The sequence below is a fragment of the Dactylosporangium siamense genome (genome assembly GCF_016862795.1).
Classification (GTDB): Bacteria; Actinomycetota; Actinomycetes; order Mycobacteriales; family Micromonosporaceae; genus Dactylosporangium; species Dactylosporangium siamense.
On the sequence record NZ_BONQ01000017.1, the window covers coordinates 108,661 to 131,683 of the forward strand.

Sequence of the window (23,023 nt, forward strand, 5' to 3'; positions counted from 1 at the left end):
ATTCTTAGAAGCCGCTGTTGCCCGGGCCACGCACGAGCGTGTATCCGGTGTTGTTGAGCAGGCCGCCGGACGCGGCGCCGGAGACGGTGACGGAGTTGAAGGTGGACGAGCCCGCCGCCGAGATCTCGATGCCGTAGGTGCCGGCACCCGCGATCCGCACGTGGTCGAACGTGACGCCGGAGATCGTGCGCTGCCACGTCATCAGCAAGCCCTGGTACGAGCTGTCGAGGACGTCGACGTCCCGCACGATGAAGGTGCCGGTGATGTCGCGGGCCTCGGCGTAGAACCACAGGCCGCCGATGGACGAGCCCCAGTTGCGTTCGTAGCCGCCGGTGCGGGTCAGCGTGTTGCGCTGCACGCTCGTGGTGCCGGCGAACGGCTGCGCGCCGTGCCAGGTGCTGATCGCGATGCCGGCGGACGCGTACACCGTGTCGGAGAACAGGTTGTCCTCGATCCGGTTACCGTTGCCGCCGTAGATGGCCGCCGTGTTGGCGAGCATCGGCAGCTGCGCGGTGTTGAACGTGAACGCGGTGTTCGTCACCGGCGCCGAGTTCGACCACATGGCGAGGGCGTCGTCGCCGGTGTTGCGCAGGACGCTCTGGTCGACGCGGGTGTTGCGCAGGTCGCCGTTGAGGTTGACGCCGTCGGCGAACGTGTCCCGGATGCGGACCCCGGCGACGTACAGGCCGTCGGTGCCGCTGGACGCCCACAGCCCGACCTTGGTGTGCTCGACCCACAGGTTGTGCAGCAGCGACCCGGTGCCGAAGTTGCCTTCGAGGGCCGCGTCGAAGTTGGCGTCGTCGCGGTACCGCACGTCGCCGGCGATCGTGAAGTCGGCCAGCTGCACGCGCGGGCCGGTGGCGAAGAAGCCGCCCTTGCCGTTCGCGCCGCGGACCGTCGTGTGCCACATGCCGGCGCCGCGGACGGTGACGTTGTCGACGTTGATCCGGGACGTGATGTCCCAGGTGCCGGCCGGCAGCCACAGCGTGCGCCCCTGCGACTTCGCCGCGGCGACCGCCGAGTTGAACGCGCCGGTGTCGTCGCCGGAGCCGGAGACCGCACCGTAGTCCACGATGGACAGCGAGTTCGCGGGTGCGGTCAGCGCCGCCGCGACGACCTCGGTGTCGACGAGGTCGACGGTGATCGGGGTGCCTCCGTCGTTCTGCAGCTTCAGCACCGTGCCGGCCGGGTAGCTGGGCAGCGTGGTGCGGAACTCGTCGAAGAACCGGTGCGGCTCCCCACCGGCGGGGTTGTTGTTGTACGGGTAGGCGCCGTACACCCAGCTGTAGGTGGAGCTGACCGGCAGGTCCTTCACCTTCGCGCCGCCGGCGTAGACGGCGAGGTTGGCGCTGGTGCCGGTGCCGGCCGCGTTGTCGGGCACGGACGCCCGCACGACCAGGGAGTTGGTGGGCTTCGACAGGGTGAACTGGACGTACTTGCCGGCGTTGTCGAGACGCACCGCGCGGCGGCCGGACGCCTCGGCGGCGACGCTCAGGTAGGCCCGGTCGGGGCCGATGGTGACGCCGTTGGTGCTGCCGCTCTCCGCCTCGTACTCGGTGTAGGGCACCGTCGCGCCGCGCGCGGCGAGCGCCGTGGCGCCGGCGACCGCGACGTTGTCGAGGGCGACGTTGCCACTGTCGCCGCTGTCGTACTGGTAGCCGATCAGGTTGAGCCCGGCCCGCAGCGGCAGCGTCTGCGCCACGGTGAGCCAGCCGCCGCCGGCGGGCAGTGCCAGCTGTCCGACCTTGACCCCGTTGGCGTAGGTCGACAGGGTCTTCGAGCTGCCGGTGCTGTTGGTGTACCGCAGTGTGGTGGCCGCGTTGCCGGCGGCGCCGACGTTGACGGTGCGGATCGCGCGGGCCCCGACGGCCGTGAAGCCGGTCGCGTAGCCGGTGCCGGTGTAGCCGCCGATCGAGGTGGCCGTGACGGTGCCGCCGGACAGGAACGCGGTCTCCAGCTCCGCCCCGCCTGAAGGCGGCGGGGTGGACGTCGACGGGGTCGGCGACGTCGCCACCGACGCCGCGACGAGGTTGTCGAGGTTGACGTTGCCGGAGTCGGCGGTGTCGAAGCGGTACGCGACGCTGTTCGTCCCGTTGTTCAGCGACACGGTGTCGACCCGGGTGCCCCACGAGTCCCAGTTCGCGGTCGCCGGCAGCGACACCTGGGTGACCCGGGAACCGTTGACGTACAAGGACAACGTCATCGCCGACCCCGTGCCGTTGGCGTAGCGCAGGGTCAGCGACGACGAGCCCGCACCGGAGCGGCTGACGCTGAACGTCGTCGCCGCGTTACCCCGATTGCCGTCGGTGTAGCCACCCACGAAACCGGACCCGGTGAATCCACTGTGGTCGGTCGCGACGACCGTGCCGCCGCTGAGTGCCGCGGACTCGGCCTCGTAGGTGCCGGCTGGCGGCGCCGGGACGTCCGCGACGACGAGACTGTCGAGGTTGACGTTGCCGGAGTCGGCGGTGTCGAAGCGGTACGCGACGCTGTTCGTCCCGTTGTTCAGCGACACCGTGTCGACCCGGGTGCCCCACGAGTCCCAGTTGGCGGTCGCGTTCAGGGTGACCTGGGTGACGCGGGAACCGTTGACGTACAACGACAGGGTCTTGGCGGAACCCGTGCCGTTGGCGTAGCGCAGCGTCAGCGTGCGGGACGCCGTGCCGGAGACACCGACGCTGAACGTGGTGGCGGCGTTGCCCTTGTTGCCGTCGACGTAGCCGCCGACGAAGCCGGAGCCGGTGTATCCACTGTGGTCGGTGGCCGTGGCGGCGCCACCGCTCAGTGCGGCCGACTCGGCCTGGTAGGTGGTGGTGGCGGCCTCGGCGCGCAGCGTCGCTGCCAAGGTGATGGAGGTTGCCGCGACCAGGGTGGCGGCCCCGATCGCGAGCAGGCGGGATCGTCGGAGCATCGAACCGATCTCCTTCTGGGGTGAAGATGGGTGTTGTTCAGCCTTTGAGCGCGCCCGCGGACAGGCCGCTCAAGATGCTGCGTTGGAAGACGGCGAACACGACCACCATCGGGATGCTGGCGATGGCGAGCCCGGCGAACATCTCGTTGGGGGTCACGTAGCCGTTGAACGCCAGCCGGCTCAGCGCGACGCTGACCGTCTGGGTGGAGGGGTCCTGCAGCACGAGCAGCGGCCACAGGAAGTCCTTCCAGGCGCCGATGATCGCGAAGATCGACACCACGGCGAGGACGGGACGGGACAGCGGCAGCACCACGTGCCACAGCATCCGCAGCCGGCCGGCGCCGTCGATGCCGGCCGAGTCGAGCAGCTCGTCCGGGATCTGGTCGAAGAACCGTTTCAGGACGTAGATGTTGAAGGCGTTCGCGGCGCCCGGCAGCCACAGCGCCCACGGGGTGTTGAGCAGGTTCAGGTGCAGCAGCGGCACGTCGGCCACGGTCAGGTAGCTCGGCACCAGCAGCGCCGCGGCGGGCAGCATGAGGCTGGCGAGCATCCCGCCGAGGACCAGGTTGCCGAACCGCGGCCGCAGCTTCGACAGGGCATACGCGGCGGCCACGTCGACGGTGAGCTGGAACAGCCAGCCGCCGATCGCGTAGAAGGTGGTGTTGAACAGGTACCGGCCGATCTCGAGCTTGCGCCACGCGTCGGCGTACGTCTCGGGGTGCCAGCTGTGCGGGACCAGCGTCGGCACCGGCTGCGCCAGCTCCAGCGGGGTCTTCACCGCGCCGGTGACCATCCAGTACAGCGGGAACACGAACAATGCGACGAACAGCAGGGCGAGGGACCACAGCACGACCCGGTACAGCACCGGGCGGCGCTGCAGCTCGCTGTCGGAGATGAGCGAGCGTTGGCTCATGAGGCCCTCCGGGTCAGTCGCAGGTACACGGCGGAGAACGCGCCCAGCACGACGAACAGCAGCACGCTCATCGCGGCGGCCATCCCGAAGTCGTTGTTGACGGTGAACGCGTAGCGGTAGATGAGCACCATCACCGTGATCGAGTCAGGGTTCGTGGTGCCGGTCAGCTGGTAGGGCTCGATGAACACCTGCATCGTCGCCACGATCTGCAGCAGGAGCAGCACGAGCAGGATGAACCGCATCTGCGGCAGCGTCACGTGCCGGATCCGGCGCCACACGCTCGCCCCGTCCAGCTCGGCGGCCTCGTACAGCTCACCGGGGATGCTGGCCAGCCCGGCCAGGTACATGATGGTCGCGCCGCCCATGTTGGCCCACGTGCTCACCAGCACCAGCGAGATCATCACCATCTTCGGCGACTGCGTCCACCCGGACTCCGGCAGGTGCAGCGCCGACAGGAGCGCGTTGAACAGCCCGTTGCCGGGGTCGTAGAAGTACTGCCAGAGGATGACGGTGACGATCGGCGGCAGCATCACCGGCAGGTACACGGCGAACCGGAAGAACCCCTTCAGGTGCCGCAGCTCGTGGATGACGATCGCGACGCCGAACGGCACCAGGTAGCCGAAGACCAGGGCCAGGCCGGTGAACTCGAGGGTGTTCTTCCAGGCGGTCCAGAACAGCGGGTCGTCGAGGACCGCCTGGAAGTTGGTGAACCCGACCCACTCCGGCTCCGTGACGAAGTTGTCCTGCTGGAACGCCAGCATGATGCCTTTGACGAGGGGCCACCAGCTGAACAGGCCGAAGCAGAGCAGCCCCGCGGCCAGGAACAGGTAGGCGTGCACGTTGTCGGCGATCCGGCGTTTGGTCCTGCCCCGCGCGGCGGCCGTGGTGACGGGCCGCGCGGGACGGATCGGAGTGAGGGTCGCCATCGTTACTTGACTGTCGCCAGGATCTGGTTGGCCTGGGTCTCGGCATCCTTGAGCAGCTGGTCGATGTTGGCGTTCGGGTCGGTGAGGACCTTCAGCATCGCGGTGTCGAGCACGGCGTACAGCTGCTGCGCGTTCGGCGGTTCGACCTTCAGCGGGACACCGGAGCTGGCCGCGTTGAACGGCTTGTAGTTCGCGGCGGGCACGTTGGCGTACTTGGTGTTGGCGGCGATGAGCTTCTGCTCCGACGCGCCGGTCCAGATGTTGGGCTCCGGGATGCCGACCGGCTGGTTCTTCTCCTTGTCGAGCGCCTTGTCGGCGTCGACCCGGTCGGGGTTGAGCTTGCGGAACGCGAGCCACTGCAGCCCGGCCTTGATCTTCGCGGGGGACAGCCCGGCCTTGAACATGTAGCCGTCGCCGCCGCCGAGGGTGGCCTTGCCGTCGGGGATGACCCCGAGGCCGTAGTCCTCGTACTTGCCCTTGTACTGGTTGACGATGTTGGGCAGCTCGCCGGTGCCGCCGACCATCATGCCGAGCTTGCCGGAGGCCATCTGGGTCAGCAGGTCGGCGTATTCGAGGGCCTGCTTCTCAGCCATTGACTTGTCGGTGAAGCGCATGTCCTTGAGCTGCTGGAGGACCTGCTTGCCCTGCGCGGTGTTGAAGCCGGCCTTCCAGGTCTCGCCGTCCTTGACCGCGACCTCGCCGCCGATCGAGTACAGCTCGGCGGTGAAGTGCCAGCCGCCGGTGTTGTTCTTGCTGAAGTCGCCGTAGCCGGTGACGCCGTTGCCGAGCGCGGTGATCTTCTTCGCGGCCTCGCGGACGTCGGCCCACGTCGTCGGCGGCTTGTCGGGGTCGAGGCCGGCCTGCTGGAACAGGGTGCGGTTGTAGATCAGGCCGAGGGAGTAGTTGGCCGACGGCAGGCCGTACACCTTGCCCTTGCTGTCGCTGAACACCTGCATCAGCACCGGGCGGACGTCCTTGATCGCCGGGACCTCGCCGAGGTACGGCGTGATGTCGGAGACCTGCTTCTTCGCGATGAGGTTCGACGGGTCGGTGAAGTACACGTAGAAGACGTCCTCGAGCTGGCCGCCGGCCAGTTTCGCGCTGAACGTCTTCGGGTCCATCTGACCCTCTTTGGCGTCGATCTTGATGTTGGGGTGCTTCGCCTCGAAGTCCTTGATGTCCTTCTCGAAGTTGGCCCGGTTGTACTCGTCGGTGGCGGCCGGCATGCCGTTGACGGTGATCGTGACCGGCCCGTCGGCCGCATCCGATTTTTCGGAATTATCTCCACATGCGGCCAGCAGCAGGCTGGCCGCCAGCGTGACGCCCAGGGCGCCGCGCAGGGTGCGCTTCATGGTGCCTCTCTCTCCACGAGCCAAAAGTTCGGGTGGCGTGCCCGAGGGGTGTGGCTTCTTGCTCACGACGTGTGAGGGCCGCACCGCTGTCAGCGGCGCGTGGAGACGAGAGTAGGACCATCGACATCAGAAAGTCCATAGCTTCTTGCAATCCAATGCAAGAAGTCGCTACTTCGCTTGCGTAGCCTTGCAAATGTAGTTGTTTCAGCAGCTCAGGGGCGGTGTTTCACCGGTCCCGTGGAGTCCCGGACGATGAGCTCCGGGTCGTAGAGCTGCTCATCGAGGGCGACCTTGCGCCCGTCGATCTGGGCGACGAGCGACGCGACCGCGGCCGCGCCGATGGTCTCGATCGGCTGCCGCAGCGTGGTCAGCGGCGGGTCGGTGTAGGCCATGTAGGTCGAGTCGTCGAAGCCGATCACCGACAGGTCGCCGGGCACGTCCAGGCCCTGCTTGCGGGCCGCCCGGATGGCGCCGAGGGCCAGGGCGTCGCTGGCGCACACGACCGCCGTCGCACCCTGCGCGAGCAGCCGGTTCGTCGCCGCCTGGCCGCCCTCCATCGAGAACAGCGTGCGCGCGACGAGCTTGCGCGCCGGGCCCTTCACGCGGGCCAGGAACTCGGCCACCTTGCGGTCGGACGGCACGTGCCCGGCGGGCCCGACGACCACGCCGATGTGCTGGTGGCCGAGGCTCTGCAGGTGGCTGAGCGCCAGGTCGACGGCCATCGCGTCGTCGACGCCGACCCGTGGCACGTCCCGGTTCTCGTCCGCCGGGTTGATCAGGATGACCGGCAGCTTGCGCCGCTGCAGCGCGGCGGCCTGCTCGGGGCCGGCGTCGGCGTAGCTGGCCGCGACGAACACGATCCCGGCGACCTGCCTGGCCAGGAGCATCTCGATGTAGTGCGCCTCGGAGACGCCGTCGGAGGTTCGGGTGCACAGCACCGGCACCAGACCCTGCCGAAACAGCGCGCCCGCCATCGCCTCCGCGTAGGCGGGGAAGATCGGGTTGTGCAAGTCGGGCAGCACCATCCCGACCAGCCGGGCCATCTCGCTGCGGTGCCGGAACGGCCGCTGGTAGCCCATCACGTCCAGCGCGGTGAGCACGGAATCCCTGGTCGCGGCGGCGATGCCGGGCCGGTCGTGCAGCACCCGGCTGACCGTCGCCTCGCTCACACCGGCGTACTTGGCGACCTTCGACAGTCTCGTGACCACGCCGGCAGTCTAACCAAGGTTCGTGCAAAAACGCCATCCGGTTGTGCAACGACTTGCACAACTCAGGGTAGTCGCGAAAGTTGTTACATTGGGTTGTGACCTTTCCCGGCCCGGTCCTCGCCGCACCCATGGCCGGCGGCGCCGGCACCCCCGCGCTCCTCGCCGCGTGCGGCGGCGGCTTCCTCGCCGGCGGCTACCTGGCGCCGGACGCCCTCGCCGCACGGATCGCCGAGGCCCGCGCGGGGGGCACGTGGTTCGGGGTCAACGTCTTCGCCCCGTCGCCCACCCCGGTCGCGGCCGGTGCGCTGCGGCGCTACCTGGAGGAGCTTCGCGCGGAGTTCGCCGTGTACGACCTGACCCCGGCGCTCCCGTCGGCGCCCGACGACGACCACTGGGCGGCGAAGCTCGACCTGCTGCTCGCCGACCCGGTCCCGGCGGTCAGCTTCACCTTCGGCCTCCCACCCGCCGCGACGGTCGCCGCGCTGCGCCGGGCCGGCACCCTCGTCCTGCAGACGGTCACCACCGCGGAGGAGGCCGTCGCCGCGGCCGCGGCCGGGGTCGACGCGCTCGTCGTGCAGGCGTCCGTCGCCGGCGGCCACTCCGCGACCCTGACCCCTGAGGACCTTCCGGCGCCGGTGCCGCTGCCGCTGCCCGGCCTGGTCGCGGCGGTCCGGGCCGCGGTGCCGCTGCCGGTCGTCGCCGCCGGCGGCCTCGCCACGTCCGCGGACGTGGCCGCCGCCCTGCACGCGGGGGCCGCCGCCACGATGGTGGGCACGGCATTGTTGCGCACCGACGAGGCCGGCACCTCCGCCACCCACCGCGCCGCCCTCACCGCCGCCGCGGTCTCTGCCGCCGCTGTCTCTGCCGCCGGGCATGACACGGTGGTGACGCGGGTGTTCACGGGGCGGCCGGCGCGGGCGTTGCGCAACGGGTTCATCGACCGGCACGACGCGACCGCGCCGCTCGGTTACCCGCAGGTCCATCACCTGACCGCGCCGTTGCGCCGGGCCGCCGCCACGGCGGGGGACGCCGACCGCGTCCACCTGTGGGCGGGCACCGGTCACCGCCACGCCGCGACCGGCCGGGCCGCCGCCGTCATGACGACCCTCACCGCGGCGCTCTGACGACTTCCCCGTGATCCGGTGGACCTTGTGCACCCAGGGGTACGCAAGGTCCACCGGATCACGGGGAAGCTATGCGGGGTGGACGAGGCGTGCGGGCAGCTCAGCGGCGGTGATCGCGGCGCGCAGGGCGGACGGGTCGCCGCCGTCGAGGCCGAGCGCCGAGGCCCGCGGGTACGGCCGGACCCGCGCACCCGCGTCCTCCAGCGCGAGGATCAGGCCCAGGACGCGGCCCTCCACGTCGCCGGTGAGCAGGACCCGGTGCTCGTGCGACTGGGAGCCGCCGGCACCGGCGAGGGCCTCCTGCAGCACCGCCACGGTTGACCGGGTCATCGAGCGGGTCGTGTTGACGCCCGGCGGGGTGGGGGAGTAGACGGGCCAGTAGGCGTGCCGTTCGCCGCGGCGGGGGCGGCGGGGATGCCCGGCGCAGTGCCGCAGGAACCCGGCCAGGTCGGTGACGTGGTGCGCGCGGGCCTCGGCGGCGAGCACCGCCCAGCTGAACCCGCCGACGAGGCCCCACGCGGCGCCGTCGAGCTGCCGGGCCCGGGACCACGCGCGGACCTCGCCGAGCAGTGCCCGGAACGCGGGGTCGGCGGCGGGCAGCGCGTCGGCGTCGCGGACGGCGAGCACCGCCCGCAGGTCGGCGTCGTCGAGGGCGCCGAGGTCCAGGGCCGGGTCCGCGGGGTCGGCGCGGACCCGCTGCACGTCGACGCCGACCCCGCCGACGGTGGCGCGCACGACCGGCACGACGGTCCCGGCGAGCCGGGCCCCGTCGAGGAACCCGGCGAGCCCTTCGAGGGCCTCGGGCGAGGTCGTCGCCCACACCAGGTCCAGGTCGGTGGCCGGCCCCGCGACGCCGAGCCGCACGGATCCGGCCACGTGCAGCCGGGAGGCCGGGTCGACGGCGGCGCAGGCGTCCGCGACGGCGTGCAGCGCGGCGTCGTGCGCCAGCGAGGGCAGCCGGCTCCAGGCGGGCAGCGGCGCCACCACCGGGTGCGGCGGGACGTCGCCGAGGTGCACGCTGTCCCGCACGGCGAAGGGCTCGCCGTCCCGGCGGCTGATGAGGTCCACGGTGGACACGGTGAACTCGATGGGCACCCAGTCGGCCTGCCATTGCCGGACCGCCGCGGCGGCGGCGTGACCGGGGAGCTTGGCGACCGTCAGGTGCGGGGTGAACCCGCCGCGGCTGTCCTGCTCCGCGCAGCCGGGGAACCGTGGGGCCAGGGCCGCCTGCAGTGCGCGCAGCGGCTCGCCGGGGGTGGGCTCCAGCCAGACGGTGGTGCTGCCGCGGTGCTCGAACGTGCGGAACGTCTCGAGCCGGATCCGCAGCGGCCCGAGCCCGGAGACGGCCTCACGGACCGCCGCCGCGGCGGCCGGGAAGTCGGCTTCGGGGACGAAGCCGTACACCAGGTTCACGTGCGGCATCCAGCGCCGGAACGACGGGTCGTGCGCCGCGCGGATCGCCTGCAGCGGCGCCCACACCGCCGGCGGCGGCCGCAGCACCAGGGCCGACGTGTGCACGGAAGCCGCGGCGACCACAGTGGACGGTGCGGAGTCCTGCAGCAGCGCGGTGACGCCGCAGTGGTCGGACACGAACCGGTCGCCGTCGAACGGTTCCACGGCGAAGCGTTCCACGGCGAGCGGAACGAGCCCGCCGGGGGTGCGGGACCGGATCAGGATCCGGTCCAGCCGGCGGGGGCGCCCGGTCACCGACGCGAGGGCGGCGAGGGGGTTGACCGCCGGGTCGAACGTGAACCCGGCGTCGTGCGGGTGCAGCAGCCGCCACGGGTCGGTGTAGCCGTCGACGTCGGGGCGGGTGTCGTCACCGAAGTTGAGGTCGGCCAGGACGACAGCGGCGTCGAGGTCGCCGCGGCCGAGCCGCTCGTCGATGACCCGCAGCTGGTGCTCGCGGCGTTGTTCGGCGCCGGCGGTGTGGTCGCTGGTGAGGTGCGCGGCGGCGAACCCGACCCGGCGCCCGTTGAGCTCGACGATCCCCAGGACGGTCCGCTTGTAGGTGCTGAGCCGGTGCACCTCCAGGGTCATCGGCCAGCGGGTGAGCAGGACGGTGCCGTAGCCCGCCGCCGGGTCCGGGCCCGCGGACACGTGATACCCGTCGCGGACCCAGGCGGCGTCCAGCAGCGCGTCCCACAGTGCGGGCGTCGCCTCGTGCAGCGCGACGACGTCGGCGCCGAGTCCGGCGAGGACCTCGACGCAGGCGGGGACCCGCAGGTCCGGATAGGTCTGGTCGCGGTCGTACGCGTCGGACAGCACGTTGAACGTCGCCACCTGCACCGCGTCGGCCCGCACGGCGGTGGGCGGGCCGGCGGGCACCCACGCGCCGGCCGCCCGGTCGAACCGCAGGCAGGCCGACGGGTCGAACGCGGCCGGCCGCTGCGCGGCGGGCCGCGGAGCAGGTGATGGCACCGGGACAAGGGGCGGTGGCACCGTGGACAGGTCGACGGCGGCGGTGTCGCCGGTGCCGAAGACCAGATCCACCCTCGCCTGCCGGTCCCAGACGGTGAGATCGCCGGCCTTCACGTAGCGGACCCGGTGCCACGGCACGTCCCCGCCGGCGACGAACAGCGGCAGCGGCGACTCGCGGATCCCGGCGCCCCGCTCCTCGTAGCCGACGACGAACCGGGCGGCGTCGAGCGTCGCGTCGAACCGGATCCGGGACACGACGTCCTGCACGGGCCGCAGTCCCTTGACCATGCCCCGGATGGTAGGCCGTCGAGGTCCGGGCGTTCCAGCCGTTATCCGATCCGGACCTCGACGGCGACCGTCTCGCCCTCCACGGTGGTCCGCGCGTCCGGGAACAGCCGGTGCAGCAGCCCCAGCATCGTCGTGTTGGAGGTGAGCACGGCCGCCTCGACGACGTCGTAGCCGAGGGCCTCCGCGACCGTCGTCAGGTGCCGCAGCAGGGTCTTGCCGACGCCGCGGCCCTGCGCCGCGTCGATCACCTCGACCGCGAGCTCGGCCCGCCCGGTCCCGGTCGCGACGAGGTGGCCGAGCCCCTCGGCGACCCAGCCGGTCGGGCCGATCCGTTCGGCGACGAGCGCGACCCGGCGCCGGCCGTCCACAGCGGACAGTGCGGCCCGGTTCGCCGGGGTCAGCCGGGGCATGGCGGTGTGATAGCGCTGGTAGCGAGACCACACCGACATGCCGTCGAACACGTCCTGCAGGATGTCGTCCTCGCCGCGGGCGAGGGGCCGCACCCGTAACCGTTTCCCCGTGACCTGCCCATACGTCGGTGCGCACACGTCGTTCATGCCGTCGAGCATCGCCGCCGCGGCCCGGCACCTGGATCCGTAGAACTACCGGCGGGCGCCGGTAACCAGGTGTCGGAAAGCCGCCTGGCCGAGTTACCATCCGCCGTGGACTCGGTGCTGGCGCGGGCCGTCGCAACCCTGCACGACGACGGTGACCTGCGCACCGCCCGGGCCCTGTTCGAGCGGGCCTGGCAGGAGTCGCCCGGCGACCCGCTGGCCGCGCTCGGCCTGGCCGGGCTGTGGGTGCACGAGCACCGCGACGCGGCCGCGGGCGCCCTGCTGGAGCGCCGGCTGACCCAGGCCCTCGCCGCGGCCCCGCCCGGGCCGCTGCGCACCCGGCTGCGGGCCCGGCTCGCGGCGGAGGCCGGATACCGGGACGGCAGCCCCGACGCCGTCCTCGCCGTCGTGGAGGAGGCCCGGGCCGGCGGTGACCCGGTCGCGCTCGCCGAGGCGCTCAGCCTCGCCCACCACTGCCTCCTCGGCCCCGCCCAGGCCGGCCTGCGGCACCGGCTGGGCCGGGAGCTGCTCGGCGTCGCCGCCGGCACCGGCCGCCGCGGTGACCTGCTGATGGGCATGCTGTGGCACACCGCGGACCTGTTCCTCGCCGGTGACCTGCTCGCCGAACGGCGCCTCGCCGCGCTCACCGACGCCCTCGCCGACCGTGACCACCTCGCCGTCGGTTACGTCGCCGCCGCGATGCGGGTCATGCTCAGCATCCGCGCCGGCCGGCTCGACCACGCGGAGTGGCTCGCCGCCGGGTGCGCCGACCGTGGCCGGCAGGCCGGCGACGAGGACACCGACGGCTGGCACGGCGGGCAGCTCATGGCGATCCGCTGGTTCCAGGGCCGGATCACCGAGCTGCTGCCGATGTTCGACGACCTCGCGCACGCCGCGACGCTCAGCGTCGTGGACCGTTCGCCCCTGGCCGGGCTCGCCGTCGCCGCGGCCGCCGCCGGTGACCGGGCCCGCGCCGCCGCCGTCCTGGCCCGCATCCGCGGCGCCGGCCTCGCCCACCTGCCCACCGGCAGCAGCTGGCTGGTCACCCTCTACGGCGTGGTGGAGGCCGCGCACCTGCTCGGCGACGCCGGCCTCGCCGCGGAGGCGGCCGCGCTGCTCGCCCCGCACGCGCGGCTGCCGATGACGGCGAGCCTCGGCATCGCCTGCTTCGGCGCCGTCGAACACGCCCTCGGCGTCGCCGCGCTCACCACCGGCGACCTCGACGCCGCCGTCGCGCATTTCCGCGCCGCGGTCCGCGACAACCAGACGCTCGGGCACCGGCCCGCCGCCCTGCACTCACGGCGCCGGCTCGCCGAGGCGCTGCGGCGCCGGGACCGGCCCGGCGACGCCGACGCGGCCCGCCGGGAGCTGGACACCGCGGCGGTGGAGGCCGCCGACCTCGACGTCGCCGCCGGGGTGGAGGAGCTCGTCGGCCGCGACGCCGAACGCGCCCGGCTGCTGCACCTCGCCGCGGACGCCCGCGAGGGGCACAGCCGCGGCGTCGTCGTCAGCGGCCCGCCCGGCATCGGCAAGACCACCCTCCTGGACGACCTTGCCACCGCCGCGCACGGGTTCCGGGTGGTCCGCGCCGCCGGCGTCGAGTTCGAGGCCGACCTGCCGTTCGCCGCCCTCGCCGCGCTCACCCGGCCGCTGCTGCCGCTGCTGGAGCAGCTGCCCGCCGCGCAGGCGGCCGCGCTGCGCGGCGCGTTCGGCCTCAGCGACGACCTCGCGGCGGCGCCCGTGGAACGGTTCGCGGTCGGCGCGGCCACGCTGTCGCTGCTCGCCGCGGCCGCCGACGACCGCCCGCTGCTGTGCCTCGTCGACGACGCGCACTGGCTGGACCGGGCGTCGGCGGAGGCGCTGCTGTTCGCCACCCGCCGGCTGCTCGCGGAGCCCGTCCTCGTCGTGTTCGCGACCCGCTCCGGCGCCGGGTTCGCCGCCCCCGGCACGGCCACCGTCGACGTCGGCGGCCTGGACGGCGCCGCCGGCGCCAAGCTGCTGCGCCGGTGCGGGATCGACTCCACCACCGTCGCCGAACGGCTCCTCGCCGCGACCGAGGGCAACCCCCTCGCGCTGCGGGAGCTCGCCGGCGCGCTCATCGACGAGCAGCGGGCCGGGCGCAGCCAGACAGGGGCTGTATCGCAGTGGTTGGCCGGGCTGCGGCGGACTCAGACGCCGCCTGGACCCACGCCGGTCACGCCTGGATACAACCCCGGTGTCCAGGCGCGCCCGGCGCGGCCCGACCACTCGCCCAGGCCGGCCCGGCGCGCTGCGCCGGACCGGCCCAGCCCAGGCGCTGAGCCTCGCCTCGCTCCGACCCCCACTTCGATACAGCCCCTGGCCGAGCCGCTGCCGACGACGGACCGCATCGAGCGCGCGTTCACCGACCGGGTCGCCGCCCTCGCCGGCGACGAGCAGGCGGCGCTGCTGGTGTGCGCGGCGGCCGGGACGGGCACCCCGGCGCTGCTCGCCCGGGCCCTCACCGCGCTGTGGCTGTCGCCGTCGGCGCTGGACCCGGCGATCCGCGCCGGCCTGCTGCTGGAGGACGGCGGGACGGTCCGGTTCCGGCATCCGCTGGTCCGCTCCGCCGTCTACCACCGGGCGCTGCCCGCCCAGCGCCGCGCCGCCCACGCCGCGCTCGCCGGCGCGTGCGTGACCGCCGACGACGCCGACCGGCGCGCCTGGCACCTGTCGCTGTCGCTGGTCGGCCCCGACGACGCGGTCGCCGACGCCCTCGACCAGACCGCCGGCCGGGCCCGCCGCCGCGGCGGGCTCGTCGCCGAGGCCACCGCCCTCGAACGGGCCGCCGCGTTCACCGTCGCGCCCGAGCCGCGCGGCGAGCGGCTGGCCCGGGCCGCGCACACCTGGACCAGCGCCGGCGCGGTCGAGCACGCCGACGCGCTGCTCGACGACGCGCTGCGCCTGGTCACCGGCGCCCGCGGCCGGCTGCGGGCCCTCGCGCAGCGCGGCTACATCGCCATGCTGCGCGACGACCCCGACGAGGCGCTCGCCGCGATCGTCGCCGAGGTCGACCGCTGCGGCGAGGAGGAGCCGCTCCAGGCGGCCCGCAGCCTCAGCCTCGCCGTGAACGGCCCGATGCGCCGGCTCGACGTCGAAGGGATGCTGCGCATCTGCACCCGCGCGGTCGAACTCGCCGGCGACGTCGTACCCCATCCGGACCTGCCGAAGATCGCGATCCGCCTCGCGCACGCCGCGGTCCTCGCGGCCCGGCCCGAGGGTGCGCTGCTGGCCCGGCGCAGCGTCGCCGTCTGCCTCGGCGACGTGGCCACCGGGCGCGACGCCGACGGGGCCGCCGCCGAACTCGGCGACGTCATGCACTGGATCGAGGAGCACGACACCGCGGGGCGGCTCTTCGACCACGACGTCGACGGGGCCCGCCGGCTCGACGACGTGTCGCTGCTCGCGTACACGCTGCCGCTGCGGGCCCGGCTGCGGCTGCGGACCGGGCGGGTCGCCGCCGCCTACGCCGACGCCCTCGAAGGCCTCGAACTGGCCGAGACGATGGGACTGGCGGTGAACACCGCCGAGGCGTACACCGCCCTCGCCCAGGTCGAGGCGGTCCTCGGCCGGCACGACAGCTGCGCCGAGCACGCCGCCGCCGCGCTCGGCCTCGCGCCCGGGCACCTCGGTGTGGAGGTCTACGCCCGGTCCGCGCTCGGCGTCGCCGCCCTCACCGCCGGCCGTCACGACGACGCGGTCGCCGAGCTCGGCCGCGCCGACGACCTGCTGCGCGCCGGCGGGGTCGTCGAACCCGCGTTCGTGCCGGTCGCCGCGGACCTCGCGGAGGCCCTGGTGAAGAGCGGGCAGACCCGGGCCGCGCACGCGGTCGCGGACCGGCTCGCCGCCGCCGTCGCCGCGACCGGCCTGGCCGGGCTCGCCGCCACCTCGGCCCGGGTGCGGGCGCTGCTCGCGGACACCGCCGCCGCGTACGAGTCGGCCGTGGCCGCGTTCACACCCGAGTCGGCCGTGGCCGCGTTCACACCCGAGTCGGCCGTGGCGGCGAGTACACGCGAGTCGGCCGTGGCGGCGAGTACACGCGAGTCGGCCGTGGCGGCGAGTACACGCGAGTCGGCCGTGGCCGCGAGTACCGCCGCCGTGCCCCTGCCGGTCGAGCTCGGCCGCACCCACCTCGCCTACGGCCAGTGGCTGCGCCGGAACCGCCGCCGCGGCCCGGCCCGCGAACACCTGACCGAGGCCCTCGACCTGTTCACCGCCGCCGGCGCCGACGCGTTCGCCGAACTGGCCCGGGCCGAGCTCACCCCGTCGAGCACCCGCACCGGGCCGGCCGGCTCGGCCGTTGAACACCTCACCCCGCACGAGTGGCGCATCGCGTACGCCGCCGCGGAGGGCCGCACCAGCCGGGAGATCGCCGACCGGATCGTGCTGTCGGTGCGCACCGTCGACTACCACCTCGGCAACGTGTACCGCAAGCTCGGCATCCGGTCCCGCCGCGAGCTGATCGCGCTGCTGCACGGCGTCACCCCGCCACCGGCGTAAGGCCCCCGCTGTTACGGTTTCGGGGTGGTGAGGATGTGGCTGCGGGACCTGCGGGCGTTCCTCGTCGGCCCCGACCCGCAGGTGCGTCCCCGGACCCGGATCGGCCGGGCGCTGCCGACGATCGGCGTCATCGCCGCGATCGCGGCCGGGCTCATCACCCTCGCGTACCTCATCGACAACGGGCCGAAGGTCTCCACCGGGTTCCTCGTCATCGACGCGGTCCTCATCGCCGCGCCCCTCGGGCTCGTCGCGACCCGGCCGCTGCTCGCCTGGCGGATCGCGTTCATCGTCGCCGGGTTCGCCGGCTCGACCGTCCCCATCCAACAGAACACGCCGTGGCCGTGGACCCCGACGCAGATGCTGATGTTTCCGGTGCTGCTCGCCGTCGTCGCGGTCCGGCACCGCCGCGGCGTCCTGGTCTGGACCGGGCTGTCCGCGGCACTGCTGATCGTCATGTTCGTCCTCCCCGGCAACGTCGCCGGCCTCCTGCTCGCCGTCGCCGCCATCCTCGTCATCGGCGACCAGGTCCGCCGCCGCCGCGAGGTCCAGGCCGCGCTCGCCGAGGAGGAGGAGCGCACCGAGCTCGCCCAGGCCCGCCGCGCCGTCGCCGAGGAACGCAACCGGATCGCCCGCGAGATGCACGACGTCGTCGCCCACCACATGTCGCTCATCGCCGTGCGCGCCGAGACCGCCGTCTACCGCATCGACGGTGTGCCGCCCGCCGTCGCCGAGGAGCTCGCCGCGATCGCCGGCACGTCCCGGGAGGCGCTCGTCGAGATGCGCCGCCTCCTCGGGGTGCTGCGCAGCACCGAGACCGCCCTCGTCGAGCCGCAACCGGTCCTCGACGACCTCGCCGGGCTCGTCCGCGACGCCCGCGCGGCCGGTGTCGACGTCACGTTCGACCCGCTGCCCGGCACGAGGGTGCCGCCGGCCGTCGGGCTGGCCGCGTTCCGCATCGTGCAGGAGGCGCTGAGCAACGCCCGGCGCCACGCCGCCGGGGCCCCCGTGCGCATCACCCTCAGCCTCGGACCATCCACATTGGAGCTGCACGTGCACAACACGCTGACCGCCGGCGTCACCGCCATCACGGGTGACCGGCACGGCCTGCTCGGCATGCGGGAACGGGCCACCGCGATCGGCGGCACCTTCACCGCCGGCCCCGACGACACCGGCGGCTACACGGTGCACGCCACCCTGCCCCTGGAGGTCGCCGCGTGATCCGGGTCCTCATCGTCGACGACCAGGCGATGGTCCGGCAGGGCTTCGCCGCCCTCCTCGCCGCCCAGCCCGACATCCTCGTCGTCGGCGACGCCCCCGACGGCGCCCAGGGCGTCACCATGGCCCGCGAGCACGCCCCCGACGTCGTCCTCATGGACGTGCGCATGCCGGTCCTCGACGGCATCCAGGCGACCCGGCGGATCCTCGACGTCGCCCCGGGCCTGCACCGGCCGAAGGTCGTCATCCTCACCACGTTCGACCTCGACGACTACGTGTTCGAGGCGCTGCGCGCCGGCGCCTCCGGGTTCCTGCTCAAGGACGCCCCGGCCGCCGAGCTCATCACCGCCGTCCGGGTCGTCGCCGCCGGCGACGGCCTGCTCGCCCCGTCGGTGACCCGGCGGCTCATCGAACAGTTCGCGGCCCGGCCGAAGGCCGCCGACCACCAGCCGGCCCGCCTCGCCGCGCTCACCCCCCGCGAGACCGAGGTGCTGCGGCTCATCGCCCGCGGCCGGTCCAACGCGGAGATCGCCGAGGACCTCGTCGTGGCGGAGCAGACGGTGAAGACCCACGTCAGCCGGGTCCTGACGAAGCTCGACCTGCGGGACCGGGCGCAGGCCGTCGTCTTCGCGTATGAGACCGGGGTCGTCAGCGCCGGGGCGTAGTACCGCAGGGGTACGGCACAGATAGCCCCGCGGAGTGACGATCCCGGCCCGGTCGCGCACCTACCTTCGGCCCATGCTTCGCAGGCTGTTCGTCCTCCCGCTGATCGCGGTGCTCTGGTCGGTGCTCGGCCCGGCCCAGGTCGCCGCCGTGCCCGCCGTCGCCGTCCACAGCGCCCGGTTCGCCGACGGCCGGGCGGTCGAGGTGGTCGGCGACCCGGCGACGGCCGCGACGGTCGTCGTCCTGGTCCCGGGCGTCGACACCACCGCCGCCAACTTCGACCGCGGCCTCGGCGGCGTGCAGCGCCGCGCCCCCGCCTGGCAGGCCCGCCAGCTCGCGGCCCGGGTCGCCGCGCTGTCGACGCCGTCCTCCGGGCCGGTGGCCGTCGTCGCGTGGCTCGGCTACCACCCGCCGCGCGGGATCAAGCTCGCCGCCGTCCGGGAGGACGCCGCCGCGTCCGGCGCCGCCGCGCTGCTGCAGTTCCTGCGTGCCGTCACCGCCCCCCGGGTCGTGCTCGTCGGGCACAGCTACGGCTCGACCGTCATCGGCCGCGCCGCCGCCCGCCTCGACACCGCGCTTGCCGGCAGGGTCACCGACGTGGTCGCGCTCGGCAGCCCCGGCATGGGCGTCGACCGGGCCGCCGACCTGCACACCGGCGCCCGGATCTGGGCCGGGTCCGCCGCCGGCGACTGGACCCGCCGCCTGCCCGGGGTCCGCATCCTCGGCGCCGGCCACGGCACCCACCCCACCGACCCCGCGTTCGGGGCGCTGCCCCTGCCCGTCGACGGGGTCACCGGCCACGACGGCTACTTCGTGCCCGGCACCGCCTCCCTCGACGCCCTCGCCGCCATCGCGATCGGAGACCTCGATGCTGCCGCTTGACACGATCATCGGCTGGTACCGCACGTACGCCGACGACCTGCGCGCCGCCCGCGACGAGCAACGCGAACTGCTCGCCCAGCGCCCGATGCGGCCCCGGCTCGACGACGTCGAGGCCGAGATCAGCTACCTGACGATCCGGGCGCTGCGCCCCGACACGGTCCTGGAGATCGGCTCCGCCCGCGGCTGGTCGACGACGTGGCTGCTGCGCGCCCTGCGCGACAACGACACCGCCGGGACGCTGCACACCTTCGACCTCGTAGGCGACGCCGAGCGGACCGTCCCGGCGGCCCTGTCCGCCGACCGGTGGCGGTTCACCCGCGGCGACGTGCGGCGCGGCACGCTCCCCGACGAACCCGGGTTCGTGCTCGTCGACGCGGCACACACGGCGCGGTTCGCCCGCTGGTACACCACCCAGCTCTTCGAACGGCTCCGCCCGGGTGCCGCCGTCGCCGTCCACGACGTCTTCCACGGCCGCCGCCCATGGCCGGTCAGCGAGGGCGCGGTCGTGCTCGGCTGGCTGCGCCGCCGCGGCATCGGCCACCTGACCGCGTCACCGGCCGCGGACCCCGACACCCACGACCGGCTCGTCGGCCTCAAACAGAAGCTGCGCCTCGCCGCCCCCGTCCACGCCACCGCGAACGGCAACCCGATGCTGTTCTTCTACTTGTAACCCTGCAGGGCGCGCTGCAGGCGGGGTTTCGCGTCGGCGCGCAACTGGCCGCCGTCGGCGAGCGCCTCGAGGACGACCTGCCGGAACGTCTCGGAGAACTGCGCGTAGTGCGCCGTCACCGGCCGGCTGTGCGCGGAGCGGATCGCGTCGAGCAGGGTCGGGGCGTACCGGTAGAGCTTCACGACGGTCGCGTCCCGGTAGACGATCTCGCGGGTCGCGGCGAACCCGCCGCGTTCGAACAGCAGCTGCTGGCTGCGCTCCCCGGTGAGGAACTCGATGAGCGCCCGCGCCGCCCGCGGATGCCGGCTCTGCCTGGCCACGGCCAGGTTCTGCCCGCCGAGGACGCTCGGGCCGGGCAGCTTCGCCACACCGAACCCGACCGCGGCGGCCCCGTCGGCGCCGCCGGCCGGGTCAGCGGGATCCAGGGCACGGTGCGCGACCGGCCAGTTGCGCATGAACAGGAGCTTCCCGCCGGCGAACGCCTGCGTCGTCGCGGTCTCGTCGAAGCGCACCGAGTCGGGCAGGATCACCTGCGGGGCGCCCGGCCGCAGGCCCGCGGCGAGCCGGGTGAGGCCGGTCTGCGCCTCGGGGGAGTCGATGACGACCTCGCCGTGGCCGTCGACGACCTCGCCGCCGGCACCCCAGATCGCCTCGAGGGCGTTGACGGTCAGCCCCTCGTAGTCACGCAGCTGCCCCGCCCACCCGGCGACCGGCTGCGGCCCGGGACCCGACCGGCTCAGGACGTCCTGGACCGTGTTGACCAGCTGCGCCCAGTTCGCGGGCGCGGCCGTCACGAGCGGCGTGCGGTAGTAGAGCAGGCCCGCGTCGGTGTTGAAGGGCAACCCCCAGAGCTTCCCCCGGTACCGGCAGGTCGCCAGCGGCGCGGGCAGGAACCCGGCGACGTCCTGGGTGTCCGGCAGCGGCCGGATGTAGTCGCTGGAGGCGAACTCGGCGGTCCAGGTGACGTCGAGGTTGAAGATGTCGACGCCGGCGCCGCCGCCCTGGGCCCGGGCGACCATCTCGCTGTGCTGCGCGTCGGCGTCGGCGGCGATCTCCTCGATCCGGGCCGGGTTGTCCGGGTGCAGGGCGTTCCACTGGTCGACGAGTGCCTGGCGCTGGTTGCCGTCGCCGTCGTCGCGGCCGCTGAGGATGACGAGGTCGCCGCGTTCGGGACCGTCGTCGCGGTCCAGCAGCGGCACCAGGTGCACGGCGGCGAGCGCGGCGACGGCGACCCCGGCGACGAACCCGGCGAGGAGCCCGGCCCGGCCGCGGGCCCGCCGGATCCGGTCCCGCAACCCGGGACCCGGCGGTGGGGCCGGTGGGTCGTCGTCCGGCGGCGGTGGGGTCGGCGGGTCGTCGCCCGGCGGCGGCGGGGTCGGCGGGTCGTCGCCCGGCGGTGGGGTCGGTGGGGTCGTCATCCGGTGTCTCCTCCCCAGAGCAGGCCGAACAACGCGACCAGCACGTCGTCGAGGGTGTCGAGGCCCGCGTCGTAGCAACCACCGCCGGTGTGCGCGGTGACGTCGCGCAGGGCCAGGGTGCCGCAGCTGGCCTCGCCGATCGCGACCACGAACACCCGCACCCCCCTGCCCCGCACCTGGGCGTCCACTTCGGACGGTGAGCGGCCGCTGGTGTCGTTGCCGTCGGTGAGCACGACCAGGCTCGCGATCCGGTCACCGGGGGAGGCGCCGACGTCGCGGGCACCGTCGAGGATCGCCTGCAGCAGCGGGGTGCCGCCGGCCGGTCGCACCGCCGCCATCGCGTCCGCGGCGGCCTGTTTCCGGCCCGCGGCCGGCCCGATCGGCAGCAGCTCCCGGGTGCCGGCGCCGCGGCCGTCGGCCGGGAAGATCCGCAGCCCGAACTCGTCGCGGTCGCTCATCAGGTCCAGGGCGCCGGTCACGCCGCGGGACGCCAGCTGGAACCTCGTGGTGCCGGCCCGGTCGACCCCCGCCTGCATCGAGCCGGACGCGTCGAGCGCGAGCAGCACCCGGCCCGGGCGGTGCGCCCGTTCGTACAGCCGCAACGCGTCCTCGACGGCCTTCGGCTGCGGTGCCCGCCGGTCGAAGACCGCGCCCGCGTGCGCGCCGAACTGCTCGGTCAGCGGGTCACCGACGGCGAACAGGCCCGTCGGACGCAACCCGGCCCGCACCAGCTCCCGGCGGCCGTCGTCGCTGCCGAGCCACGCACCGAAACCGGCGGCGGCGGCCGTCGTGGTGGCGGCGACCCCGTCCCAGGCGAGCCGGACGAACGGATGGTCCTCGCTGATGGTGTCGTTCGGGTACTGCACGAGCAGCGGCCGCTCCGGCGGCCCGCAGCCCAGGCCCTGGTTGTATCGGACCACGGCCTGCTCGGTGGTGATGACCGCGGCCGTGCCCCCGTGGCACAGCAGGTCCTGGCTGGTGCCGAGCGGATACCGGCCGCGGTCCAGGGCCGCCTCGAGACGCTGCTCGACGTCGCGGGCGGCCGCGACCGGCGCGCCGAGACTCGCATACAGCGCGGCCGTTGCCAGGACCCCGGCGGAGGAGACCGCGGGGTCGGGCCGCACCACGTCCCAGCCGAGCCGGCCGATCTCCGCCCACAGCTGCCGCCACTGCTGGTCGCCGGGCAGCGCGGTCGGCGCGGCCAGCACGATCGGGGAGTACGCGATGCTGCGCTGCTCGGCGATGGGGACGGCGACGCCGAACCGGGCCGACGCGGCGACGGCGGCGGACACGTCGAGGGTCGAGTCCGGCAACCACACGTCGGCCCGCGGCCCGATGCGCTGCAACGCGTCGTTGAGCCAGCCGCTGGCGACCGCGGCCCGCGACTCGGTGGGTCCGGCGCCGTAGACGTACAGGTCGGCGGTGGGGCAGCCGTGGTGCTGTTCGGCGGTGGCGACCTCGTAGGCACCGGCGACCCGCCGGGCCGCGGCGAGCTGCTCGACGGACGTCATCACCCGCACCGCCGCCGGTTGCGGGCACCCGTACAGGTAGCGGTGCAGCGTCTCGTAGGCCACGGGGATGACCAGGCCGGCGGCGACGGCGAGCGCGCACGCGGTGGCGGCGACGACGACGGTGCGCATCCTGGTGCGCCGCCGCAGGAACGCCCAGCCGAACCCGGCCCACGCCAGCAGCCGCTCGAACAGGCCGGTGGCGAGGATGCCGGCCGCGCCACCGATGCACGACCCGACGATCAGCAGCACCCAGCTGGCGGTCGTGGCGGGCGTGCCGGCCGACAACTGCTGCAACGAGATCCCGAGCGCGCCGGAGACGACGACCAGCAACGACACCAACGGACGAGCCGAACCCCGGCCGTCGTTGTCCCCATCGTCGTCGGTCATGCGGGCGGCGCACCCCCTGGCGGTTGACGCCAGTCTATCTCTTGCGGGCCGCCGGCGCGGGA

15 protein-coding genes are annotated in these 23,023 nt (G+C 74.0%); 6 read left to right on the top strand and 9 right to left on the bottom strand.

Annotation, left to right across the window (positions count from 1 at the left end):
• Positions 1-4: 4 nt before the first annotated feature.
• From Dsi01nite_RS04345 to Dsi01nite_RS04365, 5 genes are all read right to left on the bottom strand, one after another.
• Positions 5-2,911 carry a CBM35 domain-containing protein gene (locus tag Dsi01nite_RS04345; protein ID WP_203844685.1) on the bottom strand — a complete coding sequence of 969 codons (2,907 nt, stop codon included), beginning with the start codon at positions 2,909-2,911 and terminating at the stop codon, positions 5-7.
• A 37-nt stretch (positions 2,912-2,948) separates the two neighbouring features.
• Positions 2,949-3,824, bottom strand: a complete 876-nt coding sequence (locus tag Dsi01nite_RS04350) for a carbohydrate ABC transporter permease (protein ID WP_203844686.1) — start codon at positions 3,822-3,824, stop codon at positions 2,949-2,951.
• On the bottom strand, positions 3,821-4,750 hold the full coding sequence (locus Dsi01nite_RS04355) for a carbohydrate ABC transporter permease (RefSeq protein ID WP_203844687.1): 930 nt from the start codon (positions 4,748-4,750) through the stop codon (positions 3,821-3,823). Before Dsi01nite_RS04355 ends, Dsi01nite_RS04350 begins: the two co-directional genes overlap by 4 nt.
• Positions 4,751-4,752: 2 nt before the next feature.
• Entirely contained in the window at positions 4,753-6,102 is a 1,350-nt protein-coding gene (locus Dsi01nite_RS04360; RefSeq protein WP_203844688.1) for an ABC transporter substrate-binding protein, read from the bottom strand.
• A gap of 212 nt (positions 6,103-6,314) precedes the next feature.
• The gene (locus tag Dsi01nite_RS04365; protein ID WP_203844689.1) at positions 6,315-7,310 is read right to left on the bottom strand and encodes a LacI family DNA-binding transcriptional regulator; all 996 of its coding nucleotides are present in this window, start codon (positions 7,308-7,310) and stop codon (positions 6,315-6,317) included.
• A gap of 95 nt (positions 7,311-7,405) precedes the next feature.
• Between Dsi01nite_RS04365 and Dsi01nite_RS04370 the strand changes: the two genes are divergently transcribed.
• Positions 7,406-8,434 (top strand): nitronate monooxygenase, encoded by a 1,029-nt coding sequence (locus Dsi01nite_RS04370; protein WP_239135675.1) that lies wholly within the window; start codon positions 7,406-7,408, stop codon positions 8,432-8,434.
• Between the two features lie 69 nt (positions 8,435-8,503).
• On the opposite strand, the gene Dsi01nite_RS04375 is transcribed toward Dsi01nite_RS04370, so the two are convergent.
• Complete coding sequence (locus Dsi01nite_RS04375; protein ID WP_203844690.1) at positions 8,504-11,143, bottom strand: RNA repair domain-containing protein; 2,640 nt, start codon at positions 11,141-11,143, stop codon at positions 8,504-8,506.
• 41 nt (positions 11,144-11,184) lie between these two features.
• Positions 11,185-11,700 carry a GNAT family N-acetyltransferase gene (locus Dsi01nite_RS04380; RefSeq protein WP_203844691.1) on the bottom strand — a complete coding sequence of 172 codons (516 nt, stop codon included), beginning with the start codon at positions 11,698-11,700 and terminating at the stop codon, positions 11,185-11,187.
• 105 nt (positions 11,701-11,805) lie between these two features.
• Here Dsi01nite_RS04380 and Dsi01nite_RS04385 point away from each other — a divergent pair, with 105 nt between their 5' ends.
• From Dsi01nite_RS04385 to Dsi01nite_RS04405, 5 genes are all read left to right on the top strand, one after another.
• Positions 11,806-16,215, top strand: coding sequence for a helix-turn-helix transcriptional regulator (locus Dsi01nite_RS04385; protein ID WP_203844692.1), 4,410 nt, complete (start codon positions 11,806-11,808; stop codon positions 16,213-16,215).
• Between the two features lie 33 nt (positions 16,216-16,248).
• Complete coding sequence (locus Dsi01nite_RS04390; RefSeq protein ID WP_239135696.1) at positions 16,249-17,433, top strand: sensor histidine kinase; 1,185 nt, start codon at positions 16,249-16,251, stop codon at positions 17,431-17,433.
• The gene (locus Dsi01nite_RS04395; protein WP_203844694.1) at positions 17,430-18,095 is read left to right on the top strand and encodes a response regulator; all 666 of its coding nucleotides are present in this window, start codon (positions 17,430-17,432) and stop codon (positions 18,093-18,095) included. Before Dsi01nite_RS04390 ends, Dsi01nite_RS04395 begins: the two co-directional genes overlap by 4 nt.
• A 73-nt stretch (positions 18,096-18,168) precedes the next feature.
• Positions 18,169-18,975 (top strand): alpha/beta hydrolase, encoded by an 807-nt coding sequence (locus tag Dsi01nite_RS04400; protein ID WP_203844695.1) that lies wholly within the window; start codon positions 18,169-18,171, stop codon positions 18,973-18,975.
• A complete protein-coding gene (locus tag Dsi01nite_RS04405) occupies positions 18,962-19,645 on the top strand; it encodes a class I SAM-dependent methyltransferase (protein ID WP_203844696.1) in 684 nt (227 codons plus the stop codon). Before Dsi01nite_RS04400 ends, Dsi01nite_RS04405 begins: the two co-directional genes overlap by 14 nt.
• Here the strand turns inward: Dsi01nite_RS04405 and Dsi01nite_RS04410 are convergent.
• Positions 19,636-21,063: an extracellular solute-binding protein gene (locus Dsi01nite_RS04410; RefSeq protein ID WP_203844697.1), complete on the bottom strand. Its 1,428-nt coding sequence runs from the start codon at positions 21,061-21,063 to the stop codon at positions 19,636-19,638. The genes Dsi01nite_RS04405 and Dsi01nite_RS04410 overlap by 10 nt on opposite strands.
• Complete coding sequence (locus Dsi01nite_RS04415; protein WP_203844698.1) at positions 21,060-22,961, bottom strand: vWA domain-containing protein; 1,902 nt, start codon at positions 22,959-22,961, stop codon at positions 21,060-21,062. Before Dsi01nite_RS04415 ends, Dsi01nite_RS04410 begins: the two co-directional genes overlap by 4 nt.
• Positions 22,962-23,023: the final 62 nt, after the last annotated feature.